A 17,133-nucleotide genomic window follows, 5' to 3' on the forward strand; every position below is an offset into this window, starting at 1 on the left:
ACTGGACAACACTGGAACAGCTGAATACGCTCACGCTCGTGACGGACTCGGCCGAGGAGCTGGAGGCGCGCATCGCCGACCTCAGGGCCGAGGTGCGCCGTGCCGCCGCGTCCGGTGACCGGGCCACCGCCCGGCAGTTGCGCGCGCAACTGCGCAAGACCGAATCCGCCTGGGACGCAGTCGTACTCGGATCGATCCCGGAGGCTCCGACCGCACCGGATCGCACCGACGCACCCGCCGTGCCGGTGCGCGAGCACGTGCACCGCGCGCTGACGCTGCTGTCGGTGCCGTCCGCACCCAAACTCGTGCTGGCCACCCATGACGCCTTCTTCTCCGGCGAACTCCTGCCCGCCCGGCTGACCAGCCTGCGCCGCGACGAGGAACGCTCGTTCCGCTCGGCGCCGTATGCCCGCCCGTACTACATCTGCGCGGCGCTCACCACGGATCTGCTGTCCCCGGCGCGCGGCGTGATGGCCGTGAGCTCGTGGCCGCTGGAGCGCCGGATGGTCGGTCCGCTGAGTCCGCGCGTCGACCTGCTGACCTCGGCGATCCGCCTGGCCGAACATCTGTCGGCGCAGCCTGCCGTGGCGCAGGCGGGCAGGCGCGTACTGTGGCGGCTCGCCGTATCGATTCCGGGCGTGGCAGGCGCGCCGGACGCGCTCGATCCGGCGCTGGTGATCGAGGCCGCCCGGCGGGAACTGGCGGTCCACGAAGACGAGGACGCGCGGCAGCGGAGAGCGGCCGCGCGTCGGGCGGGGGAGCAGCTGGCCGATCCGGCCGCACAACTATTCGGTGTTCGGCTCGGGGTAGCCGATCGGCGACGAATCGAGGTGAAATGAGCACTCTCGCAGCACAGTTGGACCAGTTGCGCGGCGCAGCGCCCGCGACCAGGCACAATGCCCGCACCATCGCCGCGCTGACGGCGAATCCCGGATGCGCCCGGCGCGCCCTGCTCGACGCGGCCGCGGTGGACAAGACCGTGATCGCCCAATCGCTCGGTTTCCCACCGCAGTTCGGCCAGTCCCAGTTCGCCATCACCCGCGGCAATGCCTTCGAATCGATGGTGAAGGCCAACGGCTGCGCCGAATTGCTGGCGCTGCTGCGCGACAAGCTCGGCCTCACGATCCCCGAAGTCGCCTATCACGACCTGAATTCGGTCGGCGAGAACACCGGCAACGCGGTGCGCTACCAGCGCACCAGGCAGCTGCTGAAGTCGACGATCGCCGCCGGCGACGGCACCCTGTTCGACCATCCGATGCTGCGTCTCGACATCGCGGGCGCCACCGCCTATCTGGAACCGGACGTGGTCGCCGTGCAGCTCGACGGCAAGTTCCATGTCGTCGAGATCAAGGCGTTCCCGGTGATCGACGGGCAGGCCGATCCGGCGCAGGTCGCGGCCGCCGCACGCCAGTCCGCGGTGTACGTGATCGCGCTGCGCGAGTTGATGACCGAGATCGGTGAGTCACCGGAGCTGGTGTCGCACAACACGATCCTGGTGTGCGCGAAGGACTTCACCAACCGGCCGACCGCCGCGCTGGTCGACCTGCGCAAGCAGCTCGCCGTCGTCTCCCGGCAGCTGACCCGGCTCACCGCCATCCCCGACCTGCTCGATCTGCTCCCGCCCGAGGCCACCTTCGCGCCGGGCGACGATCTGGAGAAGACGATCGCCGCGATCCCCGCGCGGTACGCACCGGAGTGCATGTCGAGCTGCGAGCTCGCCTTCGCCTGCCGCGACGAGGCCAGGACCTGCGGTTCGGTGGACGCGCTCGGCCGCGGCGTGTGCGACGAGGTCGGCGGCATCGACAACATCCACACGGTGCTCGGCCTGGCCGACGGGACCCTGGAACCAGGGCCCGAGCACGCCGACATCACCGCCATGCTGCGCACCGCGCACCGGTTGCGGCTGGAGATCGCGGGATGAGTGTGCTGTCGGCCCTCGCCAAGGCCGAGGCGGTCCGGGCGGGTCGCGCGCAGCCCACCGCGGCGGTGCGGCATCTGCATCTCGCCGATCGGCCGCTGGTCGCGGTTCCGCTGCGGCTGGCCGGTGAGGCGGCGGCGCCGCTGGCGATCATGATCGGCACCTCGCCCGGCGATCAGAATGTGCTGATCGTGCCGCAGCCGCGCGACCGGGTGCTGCGGTTGCGGTTCATCGAGCAGCTGGCCGATGTTGTGCTGCCCTATCTTTCGTCGTTCCTGGCCGACACCGAAGAACTCACCAGCAAGGCGGGCGAGACCTACACCCGCTGCCTGGACGCGCCCCAGCTGTGGACGCCGAACCAGGGCGGGGTGACCTTCCTGAAACTGCTCGGCCGCTCGGTGCGTTTCCACCGCACCGACGGCGACAATCCGGTGCCGGCATCGATTCCGCTGCTGGGTCGCTGGCTGACCTGGTTCGGCGATCGCGCCGAGCATCCCGGTTCCGCGGTGCTGCCCGCGATGACCTCGGTGCTGTCGATGCACTGGGCGACGGGCCAATCCTCGCTGGAGGACGGCAATCTCGCCGCCCTGCTCGGCTGGATCGACCCGCCGCGCGGGCGCACCGGCGCCGAAGCCGCCGCCATCGCCGAAGACCCGCTGCAGTCACCACCTGCCGGTCCCGCGACCGATCCCGGCTTCGACAACGAAGAGCTCGCCCCGCTGATCGCCGCCTACAACGCCGCCGCGGACGACACCGCGAGATCCGTTGCCGCCGAACGGCTCGAGCGCTCCCTGCGCGGCCAGCTCGAACCCACCTGGCAGCTGATGTGGCGGGCGATCGAGCTGCTCCGCGCCGTGCCGCCGGGCGCCAGCGTCGACAACCGGTGGACCGACGATCGCGGCGCGTTCTCCTATTTCGCGGCCGAGGTGGCGGAGGGAACACCGCAGGCTCGGCGCGATCCCGCCGTCCGCGCGGTGCGCAGGCTGCTGGAGCGCGAGCGGGCGCTGGAGGCGTTGCAAGCGCAGTGCGCGTTCGACGATCCGCTGCTCATGCTCGAACACCGGGTCACTGGTGCGGCCTTCCGCGGGACAGTGGTGCACAGCGAACCGGACCGCCTCGACCGGTCGGGTGCGCGCCCGAAACTGCGCCCGCACATCCACATTCGCACCACCGACCCGTTCACCGCGGTCGTCGGCGAGGAACTGACCTGCGTCGAACGCCCGAAACAGAGCGGGGTGGTGGTCGAGATCGACGGCGACAGCATCGTTCTCGAACTCTCGGGCGGCATGGGACGCAAACTCGTCGCCGAACCGGGGACCGTGCCCGAGACCCACGAGAACCTGGGCTTCGCGCGGTTCAAGCCCGCACCGTTCAACGGTCAGCTGAATCTGCCTGCCCGCGAAGACACTCCGTGGACCCACGGCGGCCCACCGCCGGAATGGACACCGCACATCGACGACGACGGGGAGGACCTCCAGTGACCACACCGGACGAGGCCGTCGCGGGCATCCTCACCGATCTGCGCGACGACAGCCATCGCGCGATCGTCGTCGACTCACCGCCCGGCGCGGGCAAATCCACCCTCGTGGTGCGCGCGGCCCGCCAGCTGGCCGAGGACGACGACCAGCGGATGATCGTCGCCCAGACCAACGAGCAGGTCGACGACCTCATCGACCGCCTGGCCGGCGCCGACCCCGCGCTGCGCATCGGCAGGCTCTCCAGCGCCACGTATGTGACCAGCGATCGCGTCGACCAGCACGAGAACGTCCGCGTCGCCACGAAACCCGGTGACCTCGCCGATGCCACGATCGTCATCGGGACCGCCGCCAAATGGGCCACCATCACCGACGGCAGCTGGTCGCACGCGATCATCGACGAGGCCTACCAGATGCGCTCGGACATGTTGCTGCGCATCGCGAATCGCTTCGATCGCGGCCTGTTCGTGGGTGATCCCGGGCAGCTCGACCCGTTCGCCACGGTCGAGACCGCGCGCTGGGCCGGTCTCACCTGGGACCCGACGATGAGTGCCGTCACCGTGATGCTGGCCAACAACGACAACATCCCCATCCACCGGCTCCCGGTGTCCTGGCGGCTGCCCGCCACCGCGGCCCCGGTCGTGTCGAAGGCCTTCTACCCCTTCACCGGTTTCGAGTCCGGCACCGGATTCGGCGACCGCCGAATGGATTTCACGACTCGCGGCCTGGGCGGCCCGATCGACGCGGTGCTCGAGGAGGCGGCCGCATCGGGGTGGGGCTGGTACGAACTGCCCGCCCGGCACACCCTGCGCACCGATCGCGAGGCCGTGCACGCGATCGCCGCGATCGCCGCCCGGCTGATCGAGCGCGGCGCCACCGCGCACTCCGAGTCGGGCAGCCGCCCGGTGACCACCGACCGGGTCGCGATCGGCACGGCGCACCGCGATCAGGCCGACGCCGTCCGCACCGCGCTGCGCGGCACCGCGGCCGAGCCGGTCACCGTCGACACCGCCAACCGGCTGCAGGGCCGCGAATACGACGTCACCCTGGTGCTGCATCCGCTGTCGGGCCGCCGCGACGCCAGTGCTTTCCACCTCGAGGCGGGCCGGTTGTGCGTGCTGGCCTCGCGGCATCGGCACGCGTGCATCCTCGTCGGCCGGGCCGGTATCCCCGAACTGCTCGACGCGCACCCGTCGGCCGAGCCGGTGCACCTCGGCGTGCCGGTGAAGTTCCCCGACGGCTGGGAGGCGAATCAGGCCGTCCTGAGTCATCTGTCTCGGCACCGGGTGCGCGCGGCCGACTGATTCGGGCGTACCTGCCGCTCGGACCGCGGGGTGCGGCCGCGCCGTGGAGAGTCGGGGCACTGCGGGCGTCGGGTACTCGTAAGCTGCGAGTTTGCTTGGGGTATCCGCTTTTTGGGTTCATTCACAAATCGCGCACCGGCGCGGCGGGTCGGCTAATCTCTGCGCGAAGACAAGCGTGCCGAATTGTTGGTTTCGCCCGATACGGGCACGCAGCGGAGGGCCGGGGGCGGCTCCGGGAGCGGAAAGATTCGGTGTGAAGATCTGGCGTAGCTCATGGCTCGGGAACTCGCGGGGCGGGCGCGGTGTTCGCGGCCGGGTGAGCGTGCGGACCCGGCTCCTGTCGATCGTGCTCAGCTCCAGTGTCGTTCTCCTGGCCATCGGGGGTGGGACGGCGGTCTACCTGGTGGATTCGGCGCGGGAATCCACCGAATGGGCCGATCTGGCCGCCAGCACCAGCGCGCCCGCGACCCTGATGGTCTCGGCGTTCCAGGAGGAACGCCGACTATCGCTGCTGCGCCTGGCCGGTGATCCGCCGTCCACGCCTGCCCTGGTCACTGCCCGCCAGCGTTCCGACGAGGCGCTGGCCGCGGTGATCGCCAAGGGTGACGCCGCTCGCGCGCTCAATCCGGACGGCTCCCGGGAAGACATCGAGGGCTACAACAAGCTGTTCGCCATGGTGCCGACCGTGCGCGGTGGCGTCGACACGCTGCAGCTCCCACCCGGGGAGGTATTCACCTTCTTCACCCAGGTGATCGGCACGATCGTCGCCGCGTCCGTGCTGGCGGCCCGGGTGGCGCCGGACGCGAAGATCGGCATCGAATTGGGTTATGCCGTGGAGCAGTTGCGGGCCGCCGAGGCGCTCTCGCAGGCCGACACCCTGGGCTCGGTAGCGTTGACCAACGGCCGGATGTCGGCCGCCGAACTGCTCGATTTCGGTCGCCGGGTCGGTGAGTTCCGGGGCGAGGTGGCCTATTCCGCCACGGTGCTGAAGGGCACCCGGCGCGCGCAACTCGATGCCATCACCGCGAGTCAGGATTGGCAGCAGGTGGTGTCGATGCAGGACGCGCTGGTGTCGCGCGGTCCGGTCACCAGCGATCGCGGTGATGCGTCGCTACCGCTGAGCCTGGCGGGATGGCAGGACGCCTCCCGCCAGGTGAATCTCGCCTTGCAGAAGTTGTGGCTGGGCCAGAGCGTCGACGCGCAAGCCATCGCCCGGCAGCAGGGCGAGACCGACAGCCGCAACGCGCTGCTCGGCGGCGCGGTCGTCGCGCTGTTCGCGGTGGTCGCGTTCCTGATAGCACTGCTCCTGGCCAACCGGTTCATCGCCCGCATGCAACGACTGCGCCACGACACCCTGGAACTGGCCGACGAGCGGATGCCCGATCTCATGCGCAGGCTCGCCGCGGGGGAGAAGGTCGAGGCGAAGCAGGAGTCCTCCCGGCTCGACTTCGGCTCCGACGAACTCGGCCAGGTCGCGGCCGCGTTCAACCGCGCCCACCTCGCCGCGGTCTCGGCCGCCGTCGCCGAGGCGCAGACCAGGGCCGGCATCAATACGGTGTTCCTCAATATCGCCCACCGCAGCCAGGTGGTCGTGCACCGTCAGCTCGCCCTGCTCGACCGCGCCGAACGCGACGAAGCCAATGCCGACCAGCTCGAACTGCTGTTCCAGCTCGACCATCTCGCGACCCGGTCCCGCCGCAATGCCGAGAACCTCATCATCCTCGGCGGCGAGCAGCCGGGCAGGCGCTGGCGCAATCCGGTAGCGCTGGTGGACCTGGTGCGCGGCGCGATCGCGGAAAGCATGGACTACACCAGGATCCAGACCAAGCCGATGCCCGAGGTGCGCATCGCCAGTCACGCCGTGGCCGACGTGATCCACCTGCTGGCCGAGCTGATGGACAATGCGACGGCGTTCTCGCCGCCGGAGGCGCAGGTCATCGTGTCGGGGGTCGTGGTCGGGCGCGGGGTGGCCGTGGAGGTCATCGACCAGGGCCTCGGCATGTCGGAAGCCGAACTCGCCGAACGTAATGCGGTGCTGGCCGACCCACCCGAGTTCAGTGTGGCGACACTATCCGGCAGTTCGCGGCTCGGACTGTTCGTGGTCGCGAAACTGGCTGGCAGGCACAATATCTCGGTGCGGCTGGCCGAATCGGACTACGGCGGAGTACGCGCGGTCGTGCTGATCCCGTCGGCGCTGGCCGAAGCCGCTGATCAGTCCTCGCCGATCTCCGGTCAGTTCCCCGCCGTCTCGCCGCGCGCATGAGTGACGAACGCGAACACTGGTACGAGGAGGACGCGGGGCCGATCGTGCGCCTCTACGCGGTGACCCGCGGGCGCGGCCGGACCCAGCGCGACGAACTCGACCTCACGACGCTGCTGGTCGACGCCGGTGCGGGCACCGGCTTACGGCGCACCGAACCCGAGTACGCCGCGATCGTCGAACTATGCCGGACGCCGATGGCGGTGGCCGAGGTGTCGGCCCACCTCGGCCTGCCGCTGAACCTGGCCAAGGTGCTCATCGCCGACCTCCTCGACGAGGGCAGGCTGGTCGCCCGCGCCCCGCAGCACCGGACGGTCGGCACTGCCGACCTCGACGTGCTGCGGGCCGTCCTCGCGGGGATCCGCCGGGTCGACAGCTAGGCGAGCTCGGCCGCCAGCCGCTTGGCGTTCATGTAGCCGATGGCCTCGATGGTCACCATCGGGTTCACGCCGGGCGCGGTGGGGAAGCTGGACCCGTCGGCCACGACGATATTGCCGACCTCCCAGGTGGCGCCGTCCGGGTTGGTCGCCGACAGTTCCGCCGTGCCACCCATGCGGGCCGAACCCATGATGTGCAGCGCGCCCATCGAGCACTGGCCCGGCCCGTAACCGGCCTTCTTGCAGGCCGCGTCGAACTCCGCGAGCGAACCGCGGAGGCCGGGTTCGAACGAGACGCCGGCTTGATGACCGGAGTAGATGCGTTGCGCGCCTGCGGCTTCCAATACGGATGCGGCGCCGACGATGCCGGTGTGCAGGTGGTTGGCGTCGTAGCCGGACAGGCGGTATTTCACCACCGGCTCGCCGCTGCCGTCGATCGACACGGTGCCCGGATCGCGGTCGCGGGTGATCACCCCGATCGAGTTGGTGCGCGCGAAATCGAGCATGGAGGCGCGATGTTGCGCCGCGCCACGCCAGCTCATGAACCCGGTCGCCAGGCCCGGGTGGATCGGTCCGGTCTCGTAGATGACGCCGTAGCCGTTCCCGTCGAGATCGGCGTGGTGCCTGCTGATCCGGGCCTGCAGCGCGCCCTCCCATGGCCGGATCTCCTCCTCGAACACCCCGAACACCGCGGCGGCGGGATGCAGGCGCAGATGGCGGCCGATGTTCTTGTTGCGCAAGCCCGATCGCTGGAGCAGCGCCGGCGTCTGGATGGCGCCCGCGGCGACAACGACCGCGCGCGCCCGCACGGTGATCTCGACGCCGTCGGAGGTCCGCGCCGACACGGATTCCGCCTTACCGGCTTTCACCGTGATGGTGCGGACGTCGGCGTCGACCACCAGGCGCGCACCGTGCGCGGCGGCGTCGGAGAGCCAGGTCTTGGTCACCGACTGCTTGGCGCCGAGCCTGCACCCGTACCCGCAGCGACCGCATTCGACCGCGGCGTCACAGGCATCGCCGACATTGCGCGGCAAGGTGTCGACATCCCAGCCGAGCGCTTTGGCGCCGCGTTCGAGAATGCCGTCGCGCGCCGAGAGCGGCGACCTGGTCCTGGTGACCCCGATGCGGCGCTGCACCGCGTCCAGTGCGTCGCCGAACTCGTCGTCGGCGAACTGGGGGACACCCGATTCCGCCCACTCCTTGCGCACCGCGTCGGGGGTGGGCAGCGAGGTGCTCCAGTTGACGACGGTGCCGCCGCCGAGGCAGGTGCCCGCCACCAGCGTGATCTGGCCCTCCGTCGACGCCGCGGGACCAGGGGCGTAGAGGCTGGTCAGCGCATCGAGCTCACCGTTGCCGAAATCCTTGTCGTCGTAATAGTTTCCGCGTTCGAGCACCACCACGTCGAGCCCGGCTTCGGCCAGTACCGCCGCCGCGGCGCCGCCGCCCGCACCCGAGCCGACCACGACGACATCGCAGTCCAGGGTGGTCGATTCGGTGAACCGTTGCGGGGTGAGCGCGGGCGCGGGCGCGTTCGCCGACGGGCCGGTCGGGGCCGGATAGCCGATCTGCTCCCACAGCGGATTCGTCCCGGTCGGGCCGGGGGTCACGTTGTAGGCCAGCAGTGACGCCTGCTTGAGTGCCTGGAACACCGCCCTGGCCGGCGCCAGCCCGGAATCGGCCAGCCGCAGCAACGCGGCCTCGCGCCGCTCCTGCGACAGCGACGAGAACCGGCGGAATCCGCTGCCGGTCACCAGGCCGAAAGCGCGGGAGTCCCACAGCCCCAACAGCATTGCGAACTGCTTCTGTTCGGCTTCGCGCGGATTGCGGCCCAGGATCCGGAAGATCGTGTCGACCGTGCCCAGCTCGGTCGCCGCCGGTAGTTCGAGCCCGTCACCCGGCAGGAATGTGTCACAGATCAAACCCAGCGTTGCCCGCTGTTCGGCCGTTGGTTCCATGCGGAAACCACCCCTTCTTACTCTGGGGTGAGTTCTATCACGGGGCGTGCGGCCGCGCTGGGTGTCAACGGGTTTCGGGCCGGGCGGCGAGCGCCCGGCCCGATCGGCCGCTAGTCGTGGTTCGTGGCGACCGTGAACTGGAGCGTTTTCAGGGTGGGGGTGGACAGCTCCACGTCGGCCGTGGACTGCGTCTTCCGCACACCGGGGTAGGCCGTCACCCGATAGCGGCCGGGCTGGAGACCGCGAAAGCTGACCTGGCCGTTCGCACCGGTCGACAGGTGCCGGTGGATGGTGTCGCCACACGCGTCGAGGCCGGTGAGGGCGACCTTGCCGCCCGCGATCGGGGTGCGGGTGGTCGAGGCGATGAGGACGGCGTCGATCTGGCCGGTGGCGGCCGGGTTAGGCGGACGTAGGCGTAGGTCGTTTTGTCGCGGTTGTCTGACTTCGCAGGTCGAGATCTGTTCGACCGTGTAGGCACCGCTGGGATGGGCTCCCGCGCTGCTCACCGCGCCTGCTGTCACAGCGACTGCGGCCAATCCGATCGTCAAACTCCGGGCAACGACGCTACGTGGCATTTCGCCGACTTCCTCCTGTTTCCTCGGTGACTCTGGGACACGCACGGACGTTCATGAGGTATCGCTTGCGCGGCGAGCTTACTGGTGGGAATTCCGGGCCCGAAATCGGAGTTCCATAGAGGCGGTTGTGGCTGTTCTGTGCGACCGTGGAGCTCTACGAAGGAGGACGCGTGACCGAAACCCATAAGGCGATTCTGGCCGGTGGATGCTTCTGGGGCATGCAGGATCTGATCCGCAGGCAGCCGGGAGTGCTGTCCACCAGGGTCGGGTACACCGGCGGCAGCAACGATCACCCCACCTACCGCAATCACCCCGGCCACGCCGAGGCCGTCGAGATCGAATACGACCCGGCGCAGACCGACTACCGCGCACTGCTCGAGTTCCTGTTCCAGATCCACGACCCCACCACGAAGGACCGCCAGGGCAACGACATCGGTTCGAGCTACCGCTCGGCCATCTTCTACCTCGACGACGACCAGCGCCGCACCGCCATCGACACCATCGCCGACGTCGACGCATCGGGCCTGTGGCCGGGCAAGGTCGTCACCGAGGTGACCCCCGCGAGCACCTTCTGGGACGCCGAACCCGAACACCAGGACTACCTGATCCGCTATCCCGACGGGTACACCTGCCATTTCCCCCGGCCGGGCTGGAAGCTGCCCAAGCGGGAGAACGCGGACAAGTAACTCCGCCCCCGATCGCCCCGGCTCTCCTGCCGGGGCGTTCCGCCTGCCCGGGACTAGCCAGCCCGCTGAATCCTGTTGATTCTGAGCATGATTCAGCGGGAAATGTGCATTTTCGCTTACCCTGGGATCCGCAACCGTGCATCAGATCTTGGGGGAATGATGGCTGGCATCGGGCGGGATCGACGGAGATATTGGGTCGAGCAACAGCTGGCGGCTGTGCCGTTTCTCGGGCGGGAGCAGCGCACTGTGCTGTCTGTTCCGCTGATGGAACATGGGTGGCACGTCCTTGTCGCGAAACCTGTGCGCGGGCGGGTCGGCGCGTTCCTCGTCGGGCGGACCGGGGCGTTCGCCGTACTCTTCGCCGACGAGGTTCCTCCGGAAGCGGTGCTGAAGGCGGTGCGGCGACAGGCCGAGGAGGTGTTCGCCGGGCTGGAATCGGCCGGGAGTGCGTTCGTGCCGCACACGGTGCGCGTGCTGGTGGCGTTGCCCAGGGCGGTGCCATGGGCGGACGGGCGCGTCACGGTGGTCGATGCGACGACGGTGGGGAGCGCTCTGGCCGGTGATCGGGCGCTCACCGCCACGCGGGCTCGATCGGTCGTAGATACCGTTGTCCGGCGCGCGTCGAGATACGTCCTGATCAGCACCGATGATGCGCCGGTGCCGGAGCAGACGGTAGCCGAGGGCCTGTTCACCGGGGACGAACTGCGGGTGAACGAGCGCGAGCGGATGTTGCGGCGGCCGTTCGCCGACTGGATGACCTTCCTCGATCCCGAGCAGTTGGCTCTGGTGCACCGCAACTTCAACGGGCCGGCGCGGCTCAGCGGGCCCGCTGGGACCGGTAAGACGGTGGTTGCGCTGCATAGGATGGCGCGGTTCGCCAAGCGCGAGCCCGGGCGGATTCTGTTCACGAGTTTCGTGAGAACGCTTCCGGCCTATCATCGATCGGGTTTTGATCGGATCGCGCCGGAAGTCGGTGCGCGGGCGGAGTTCACCGGATTGCACAAGTGGGCGAATCAATTCCTGGGTGAGCGCGGAATCGACGTGCCGTTGAACGCCAAGGGTTCTCGCGGCGCGATGAACGAGGTGTGGGCGAAATCGGGAGCTCTGCTCGCCGATGTCAGGGGGACGGAACGGCGGTACTGGGCCGACGAAGTCAGCCGGGTGATCAAAGGCCGGGGAATTGCCGATCTCGCGGAATATCAGTCGATCGATCGGCCGGGTCGGAATCGGGTACGCCTGGATGGCAATCGTCGCGCGATCGTCTGGAACTCGATCTACCTTCCGTATCAGAACCTGTTGCACGACAACCAGATATGGGATTTCGACGATGTGATTCAACGGGCGCTCGACGAGCTCGTGGCCCGGCCGCTCGCCGACCCGTACGGTGTGGTGGTTGTCGACGAGGTACAGGATTTCACGTTGACCCAGCTCCGGCTGGTACATCAGATCGCGGGTGGTCGGCCGAACTCGCAGCTGCTTCTGGTCGGTGACGGTCAGCAGCAGGTGTATCCGGGTGGTTGGCGGCTCTCCGATGCCGCTATTCCGATCGTCGGCCGCGGCGCCGTGCTGAAGGTGAACTACCGCAATCGCGCCGCCATCCACGCCTATGCCAAAGACGTGGACGCCACCGATATCGTCGACGACCTCGACGGCGGCACCGGCGTTTCGCTGCGCGACAGCCAGGCTGTGCTGCCGGACGGCACGGTGGAGACGTTCACGGGAGTGCGCTTCGCGGTCGAGACCGAGTTGGTCAGGGCGGTCAAGGCGGTCAACATGACCGACGTGGCTGTGCTCGTCGCGACCAGGGCGGACGTGCGCAACATCAAGAACAGGCTGGAACGGGCAGGTTTCTCCACTTGCCTGCTCACCAGCTATGACGGCACACAGCACGATGCGGTGAAAATCGGGACCGTTCATCGGGCGAAGGGGCTCGATTTCGCCGCGGTCTTTCACATCGCAGAACGTCCGCAAGTCCCGGCGGATGGTATCGAGCGGGATCACGCCGAGCTGGTGGCCCGGCAGACGATGGTGGCCTTGACCAGGGCACGTGATTATGTGTGGTTCGGTGTTGTGACGGGATAACGCGATTCGCCGGTTTTGGTGTACGAAACCGGACTTGGGGTGGGTGGTGTGAAATGATCGGGTGTGTCGGCGTGACCGTGGCGTCGGATCGGAAGACTCATATCGGCGGCTTCGGTCGTCGCACAAGGTGAGGGGATGCGATTCGGATGACGTATGGACAGCAGCAACCCGGGTATCCACCGGCGGGGCCGAAACTCGGTGTCGGTGACGCCATCGGTTACGGGTGGGATAAATTCAAGAACAACGCGGTGGTGTGGGTCGCCATCGTGCTCATCGCGTTCATCATCCAGGTGGCGATCAACTTCCTGTTCGGTTTGGGTAATACGACCGATACCGATGCCGACGGTGACTTCAGCATCGGATTCGGTATCTGGCAGTTCATCGGCACGGTCGTCAGCGCCATCGTCGGCTATTTGATCTCCGCCGCGTTCGTGCGTGGCGCGCTGCACGAAACCGATGGGCGCAAGCCGGGATTCGGTGATTTCTTCAAGTTCACGAATGTCGGCGCGGTGATCCTGGCGGGCATTCTGGTCGGTTTGGCGACCGGTATCGGCTTCCTGCTGTGCATCCTGCCGGGTCTGGTGATCGCGTTCTTCACCTGGTGGACGATGCAGTTCGTGATCGATCGCGATCAGGACGCGATCTCGGCGATCAAATCGAGCTTCTCGGCGATTTCCAGCAATGCCGGACCGTTGCTGCTGCTGGCGCTGGCGCTGTTCGGTATCAATATCGTCGGCGCGCTGCTGTGCGGCCTCGGCCTGCTGGTGACGGTGCCGCTGACGATCATCGCCTCCACTTACGCGTACCGGGTGGTGACCGGCGGACCGGTGGTCGGCGCGGCAGCTACGCCGGAACCGGGATACCCGCAGTACGGCGGGCCCGCAGGCGGATTCGGTCAGCCGGGGTACCCGGGTGAGCCAGGGTATCCGGGACAGCCCGGTCAGCCGGGACAGCCGGGATACCCGGGTCAGCCCGGTCAGCCGGGATACCCGGGTCAGCCCGGTCAGCCGGGATACCCCGGTCAGCCCGGTCAGCCCGGATACCCAGGACAGCCCGGTCAGCCGGGGTCCGGCGGTCAGCCAGGCTCCGGTGGCCCCGGTTACGGCGGTCCGGCGGAAGGCGGCCCGGCCCAGGGTGATCAGGGCTACGGCGGCCCCGGCCAGGGAACGGGCTACGGAACGCCCGGTGGTCCCGGCTCCGGCCCCGATCTGGGCAAGCCGGGTGAGGGCTACGGCGGGCCCGAAGAGAACCGCTGATCGACATCGACAAGGGGCGTGCGATGACCACATCGCACGCCCCTTTCGCGTACTACTCGCAGCCGACGCCGTTGCCGTCTCGGTCGAGGCCGTACTCGTCGGGGCCGATCACCTGGACGCGCCCGGTGTAGTAGGGGCCGTTCCCGCTGCCGCCTTCGCAGTCCACATCGCTGACGATGGGCAGGCAGGGAGAGTAGGACTTGTGGCAGTTGCCGGACGGTTGTGCGGTGGCCACGGTCGGTGTCGCGATCGCGAAGGCGAAGGCCGCGACGGCGGCGGATCCGAGGGTGACGGCGTATTTCATGGTGCTCCGATCAGTTGTGCAGCGGCGCACAGCGTTTCACGGCTGGGCGGTTTGCCGGAAATCTGCCGACCGGTACCTGCGGGTAATCTCGGAGTCTCGAACGATGGGGAGGTCGGATGCGGGGGAAGTGGCGAGGGTGGTCGTGGTGGGTGCGCGGTGCGGTGGTCGCGCTCGTGCTGCTCGTGGTGGTGTCGTCGCCGGTCGTCGTCGCGGTGTCGTACCTGCTGGCCCAGAACATCGGTGAGCAGTCCGCCCAGGCGCGGACCAGGGGGAAGGATGCGTTCTGGCTCGGGCACGCGTGGGTGGACGGGCGCAAGACCGATGCCGATGTCGACCAGTTGGCGACCGTGCTGGTGGGCACCGGAATTCGTGACCTGTATGTGCACACCGGTCCGCTCGAGCACGACGGGAGTCTGCGCGACGAGCTGGCGCCGCGGGCGCAATGGTTCGTCGACGCGGTGCACGCGAAGGTGCCCGGCATCCGGGTGCAGTCGTGGCTGGGCGATGTCGTGCAGCCCGAATTCGACGGCCTGGATGTGGAATCGGCGCAGTCGCGAGAGCGAGTGGTCGCTTCCGCGCGGCGGGTGCTCGCGTACGGATTCGACGGCGTGCACTACGACCTGGAGCCGGTGCGGTCGGGGTCGCCGGGATTCCTCGCGCTGCTCGACGCGACCAAAGCGGTGACCTCGGCTGCGCGAGTGCCACTGTCGGTGTCGGCGCCCGTCATCGATCCGCTGCCGGGCCTGCACTCGGTGGGGCTCGCGGTCGCCGATCACGGGAAGTGGTGGAGCCAAGCCTATTTCGCCGATGTGGCGCGCCGGGTCGACCAGGTGGCGGTGATGTCCTACGACACCGCGATGCCGACCGAGGCGCTCTACAGCGGGTACTTGGCGCAGCAGACCGAACTGGCAGCGGAGGTGACCCCGCAGGAGGTGGATCTGCTGATGGGGGCGCCCGCGTTCTGGGCCGACGATCCGGGGCATCACGGTGCGGCCGAGACGGTGGCCGCCGCGGTACGCGGGATTCGGCTCGGGCTCACGCGGGCCGATGTCGACCGCGCGAACTTCGGGGTGGCGTTGTACGTGGATTTCGCTGCCAGGCCCCAGGATTGGGCCGACTATCGGCAGGGATGGTGCGGACTGCCCGGCTGAGCCGATCCGGTCAGGCTGCTGCGGTTGAGCCCTGATCGCCGATAGGGCAATCGATGGCATCGGCGGTCCCCAGTGGCGCCGGAGAAAAGTCGAGGAGAGCCTCGACGGCATCAGGGATCAGGCGCGGCGCGATCCCCAGATTGGTGTCAAGCGTAGATCGCCTCGACCGGGCAGACCGGTTCGCAAGCCCCCGGAGGGGCGAAGCCGCCGGGCGAAGGACAGCCGTGAACTCCGGGAGGTGTCGTTGCCCGGAGCGAGCTACGGTGGAGATATGACCGCCTTGGAGTACCAGCACGTGCTTGTCGCGCGGGATGGCGACACGGTGCGCATCACCATGAACCGGCCGGATCGGCGCAATGCGCTGTCGGGTGAGCATCTGGCCGAGCTGCTCGCCTCGTTCCAGGCCGCCGGCGAGACCGACGCCACCGGGATAGTGCTCGGGGCACGCGGTCCGGTCTTCTCCGCGGGACACGATTTCCCGACGTCGCCGCGCGTGACCTGCTCGGCGTGCGGGAACTGCTCACGCTGTGCACCGAACTCATGTCGACTATTCAATCGGTGCCGCAGGTGGTGATCGCCCGGGTGCACGGCCTGGCCACGGCCGCAGGCTGCCAGCTGGTGGCCTCCTGTGATCTTGCGGTCGCCGCGGAATCGGCCGGGTTTGCGCTCCCCGGCGGCAAGGGCGGCTGGTTCTGCCATACCCCCGCGGTGCCGGTGGCCCGCGCCGTCGGCCGTAAACGCCTGATGGAGCTGGCTCTCACAGGCGACCCGATCGATGCCCGTACCGCCGAGCAGTGGGGCCTGATCAACCGGGCGGTGCCTGACGCCGAACTGGACGCCGCGGTGGACGAGTTGCTCGCCCGCGCTACTCGGGGCAGCCGGGCCAGCAAGGCACTCGGCAAACGCACGCTCTACGGCCAACTCGACCGCCCCGAAGCAGACGCCTACGCCCTCGCGCTGGAAGTCATGGCCGCCGCCGCTCAACTTTCCGGCGCCCGGGAAGGGATGGCGGCCTTCCTGGAGAAGCGCTCACCCGTCTGGCGCGATTAGTCCGAGTACTGACGTCGCACCCCAGCCGATTTCACAGCCTCTTCAGGACTCAGCCATGGGTGATCAGGATGGACTCGCGCCAGCCAGGACGCCAGGCGGGCTCGCCGGGCCTGGGTCAGGAGCGGAAGGACCCGGCGGAAATCGGCATCGTCCTTGGCACGGTTGGCTTTTGCCTTGAACAGCAGGACGACTTCCGGGATCAGATAGGGGATGCCGGACGGGGTGGTGCGGATCAGTTCGGCGTAGGGCAGGGTGATCGCCGGGTCGCGCCGGCAGATCCAGGTGTCGCCGCGGTGCGGTTCGCGGAAGACGTCGAGGTGGAACGCACCGGTGAACGGGTCGCGCAGCCAGGTCTGGTGGAGGTCGGTGCGGTCGGCGGCGTGGGCGTAGGGCCAGAGGTGGCCGTCGCCGACGATGTCCCATTCGTACTCCGGGAACGCGGCCGCGATGTCCGGGAAAGCCGTTCGGGGGACGGTGATTTCGATGTCGGCGTGGGCGCGGGAGATCCCGCCCGCGAACAGATCGATGGCCCAGCCGCCTGCCACCGCCCACGGTGCGGAGCAGGTATTCAGGCGGGCGGCGACCACACTCGGAGTCCACGGGTCCCAGCGGCGATCGGCTTCGGTTGCGGTGATCGGACGTGCACCGTCCGGCGAGCTCATGCCTCCATCATGTCCACCGGCGCGGCCCGCGCAAGGTTGTTGTGGCCGATGGTGATCGAGGTGAGACGGGTTCGTGAG

Annotated in this window: 16 protein-coding genes; 12 read left to right on the top strand and 4 right to left on the bottom strand. The window is 68.7% G+C overall.

Translation table 11 applies throughout. The features are described from left to right. Positions 1 to 38 precede the first annotated feature (38 nt). From ACFVAV_RS22670 to ACFVAV_RS22695, 6 genes are all read left to right on the top strand, one after another. Entirely contained in the window at positions 39 to 839 is an 801-nt protein-coding gene (locus tag ACFVAV_RS22670; protein WP_379037092.1) for a hypothetical protein, read from the top strand. Further along, entirely contained in the window at positions 836 to 1,921 is a 1,086-nt protein-coding gene (locus tag ACFVAV_RS22675) for a hypothetical protein (protein ID WP_379037093.1), read from the top strand. The genes ACFVAV_RS22670 and ACFVAV_RS22675 overlap by 4 nt, the downstream gene beginning before the upstream one ends. Then, the gene (locus ACFVAV_RS22680) at positions 1,918 to 3,399 is read left to right on the top strand and encodes a hypothetical protein (protein WP_379037094.1); all 1,482 of its coding nucleotides are present in this window, start codon (positions 1,918 to 1,920) and stop codon (positions 3,397 to 3,399) included. The genes ACFVAV_RS22675 and ACFVAV_RS22680 overlap by 4 nt, the downstream gene beginning before the upstream one ends. Further along, the gene (locus ACFVAV_RS22685) at positions 3,396 to 4,697 is read left to right on the top strand and encodes an AAA domain-containing protein (protein ID WP_379037096.1); all 1,302 of its coding nucleotides are present in this window, start codon (positions 3,396 to 3,398) and stop codon (positions 4,695 to 4,697) included. Before ACFVAV_RS22680 ends, ACFVAV_RS22685 begins: the two co-directional genes overlap by 4 nt. A gap of 316 nt (positions 4,698 to 5,013) precedes the next feature. Beyond that, positions 5,014 to 6,960 (top strand): nitrate- and nitrite sensing domain-containing protein, encoded by a 1,947-nt coding sequence (locus ACFVAV_RS22690; protein WP_379037097.1) that lies wholly within the window; start codon positions 5,014 to 5,016, stop codon positions 6,958 to 6,960. Next, complete coding sequence (locus ACFVAV_RS22695) at positions 6,957 to 7,337, top strand: DUF742 domain-containing protein (RefSeq protein ID WP_379037098.1); 381 nt, start codon at positions 6,957 to 6,959, stop codon at positions 7,335 to 7,337. Before ACFVAV_RS22690 ends, ACFVAV_RS22695 begins: the two co-directional genes overlap by 4 nt. On the opposite strand, the gene ACFVAV_RS22700 is transcribed toward ACFVAV_RS22695, so the two are convergent. Further along, a complete protein-coding gene (locus tag ACFVAV_RS22700; RefSeq protein WP_379037099.1) occupies positions 7,334 to 9,289 on the bottom strand; it encodes an FAD-dependent oxidoreductase in 1,956 nt (651 codons plus the stop codon). The genes ACFVAV_RS22695 and ACFVAV_RS22700 overlap by 4 nt on opposite strands. A gap of 110 nt (positions 9,290 to 9,399) precedes the next feature. After that, the gene (locus ACFVAV_RS22705) at positions 9,400 to 9,795 is read right to left on the bottom strand and encodes a carboxypeptidase-like regulatory domain-containing protein (protein WP_379037100.1); all 396 of its coding nucleotides are present in this window, start codon (positions 9,793 to 9,795) and stop codon (positions 9,400 to 9,402) included. 239 nt (positions 9,796 to 10,034) lie between these two features. Here ACFVAV_RS22705 and msrA point away from each other — a divergent pair, with 239 nt between their 5' ends. The 3 genes from msrA to ACFVAV_RS22720 all read left to right on the top strand — a co-directional run bounded on the left by msrA (position 10,035) and on the right by ACFVAV_RS22720 (position 13,888). Next, the gene (gene msrA, locus ACFVAV_RS22710; protein ID WP_379037101.1) at positions 10,035 to 10,550 is read left to right on the top strand and encodes a peptide-methionine (S)-S-oxide reductase MsrA; all 516 of its coding nucleotides are present in this window, start codon (positions 10,035 to 10,037) and stop codon (positions 10,548 to 10,550) included. Positions 10,551 to 10,706: 156 nt separating this feature from the next. Beyond that, positions 10,707 to 12,632, top strand: coding sequence for a UvrD-helicase domain-containing protein (locus ACFVAV_RS22715; RefSeq protein ID WP_379037102.1), 1,926 nt, complete (start codon positions 10,707 to 10,709; stop codon positions 12,630 to 12,632). Positions 12,633 to 12,778: 146 nt separating this feature from the next. Then, on the top strand, positions 12,779 to 13,888 hold the full coding sequence (locus ACFVAV_RS22720) for a hypothetical protein (protein ID WP_379037103.1): 1,110 nt from the start codon (positions 12,779 to 12,781) through the stop codon (positions 13,886 to 13,888). 52 nt (positions 13,889 to 13,940) lie between these two features. Here ACFVAV_RS22720 and ACFVAV_RS22725 read toward each other — a convergent pair whose 3' ends face one another. After that, a complete protein-coding gene (locus tag ACFVAV_RS22725; RefSeq protein ID WP_379037105.1) occupies positions 13,941 to 14,192 on the bottom strand; it encodes a hypothetical protein in 252 nt (83 codons plus the stop codon). Positions 14,193 to 14,308: 116 nt separating this feature from the next. On the opposite strand from ACFVAV_RS22725, the gene ACFVAV_RS22730 reads away from it, so the two are divergent. The 3 genes from ACFVAV_RS22730 (at position 14,309) to ACFVAV_RS22740 (ending at position 16,393) form a co-directional block, all read left to right on the top strand. After that, a complete protein-coding gene (locus ACFVAV_RS22730; protein ID WP_379037106.1) occupies positions 14,309 to 15,343 on the top strand; it encodes a hypothetical protein in 1,035 nt (344 codons plus the stop codon). Positions 15,344 to 15,614: 271 nt separating this feature from the next. After that, on the top strand, positions 15,615 to 15,917 hold the full coding sequence (locus ACFVAV_RS22735) for an enoyl-CoA hydratase-related protein (RefSeq protein ID WP_379037107.1): 303 nt from the start codon (positions 15,615 to 15,617) through the stop codon (positions 15,915 to 15,917). Beyond that, positions 15,884 to 16,393, top strand: coding sequence for an enoyl-CoA hydratase-related protein (locus tag ACFVAV_RS22740; protein ID WP_379037108.1), 510 nt, complete (start codon positions 15,884 to 15,886; stop codon positions 16,391 to 16,393). The genes ACFVAV_RS22735 and ACFVAV_RS22740 overlap by 34 nt, the downstream gene beginning before the upstream one ends. On the opposite strand, the gene ACFVAV_RS22745 is transcribed toward ACFVAV_RS22740, so the two are convergent. Further along, positions 16,390 to 17,055, bottom strand: coding sequence for a nucleotidyltransferase domain-containing protein (locus ACFVAV_RS22745; protein WP_379037109.1), 666 nt, complete (start codon positions 17,053 to 17,055; stop codon positions 16,390 to 16,392). The two genes, ACFVAV_RS22740 and ACFVAV_RS22745, sit on opposite strands and share 4 nt — an antisense overlap. Positions 17,056 to 17,133: the final 78 nt, after the last annotated feature.

The organism is Nocardia sp. NPDC057663 (genome assembly GCF_042799895.1).
In the GTDB taxonomy this organism is placed as follows: Bacteria; Actinomycetota; Actinomycetes; order Mycobacteriales; family Mycobacteriaceae; genus Nocardia.

What these genes read in the sequence shown, in the direction of transcription:
- ACFVAV_RS22715 (WP_379037102.1), top strand. Translation starts at nt 10,707, where the DNA reads ATGATGGCTGGCATCGGGCGGGATCGACGGAGATATTGGGTCGAGCAA.
- ACFVAV_RS22735 (WP_379037107.1), top strand. Translation starts at nt 15,615, where the DNA reads ATGACCGCCTTGGAGTACCAGCACGTGCTTGTCGCGCGGGATGGCGAC.
- ACFVAV_RS22720 (WP_379037103.1), top strand. Translation starts at nt 12,779, where the DNA reads ATGACGTATGGACAGCAGCAACCCGGGTATCCACCGGCGGGGCCGAAA.
- ACFVAV_RS22745 (WP_379037109.1), bottom strand. Translation starts at nt 17,055, where the DNA reads ATGAGCTCGCCGGACGGTGCACGTCCGATCACCGCAACCGAAGCCGAT.
- ACFVAV_RS22675 (WP_379037093.1), top strand. Translation starts at nt 836, where the DNA reads ATGAGCACTCTCGCAGCACAGTTGGACCAGTTGCGCGGCGCAGCGCCC.
- ACFVAV_RS22730 (WP_379037106.1), top strand. Translation starts at nt 14,309, where the DNA reads ATGCGGGGGAAGTGGCGAGGGTGGTCGTGGTGGGTGCGCGGTGCGGTG.
- ACFVAV_RS22680 (WP_379037094.1), top strand. Translation starts at nt 1,918, where the DNA reads ATGAGTGTGCTGTCGGCCCTCGCCAAGGCCGAGGCGGTCCGGGCGGGT.
- ACFVAV_RS22695 (WP_379037098.1), top strand. Translation starts at nt 6,957, where the DNA reads ATGAGTGACGAACGCGAACACTGGTACGAGGAGGACGCGGGGCCGATC.
- ACFVAV_RS22700 (WP_379037099.1), bottom strand. Translation starts at nt 9,289, where the DNA reads ATGGAACCAACGGCCGAACAGCGGGCAACGCTGGGTTTGATCTGTGAC.
- ACFVAV_RS22725 (WP_379037105.1), bottom strand. Translation starts at nt 14,192, where the DNA reads ATGAAATACGCCGTCACCCTCGGATCCGCCGCCGTCGCGGCCTTCGCC.
- ACFVAV_RS22740 (WP_379037108.1), top strand. Translation starts at nt 15,884, where the DNA reads ATGTCGACTATTCAATCGGTGCCGCAGGTGGTGATCGCCCGGGTGCAC.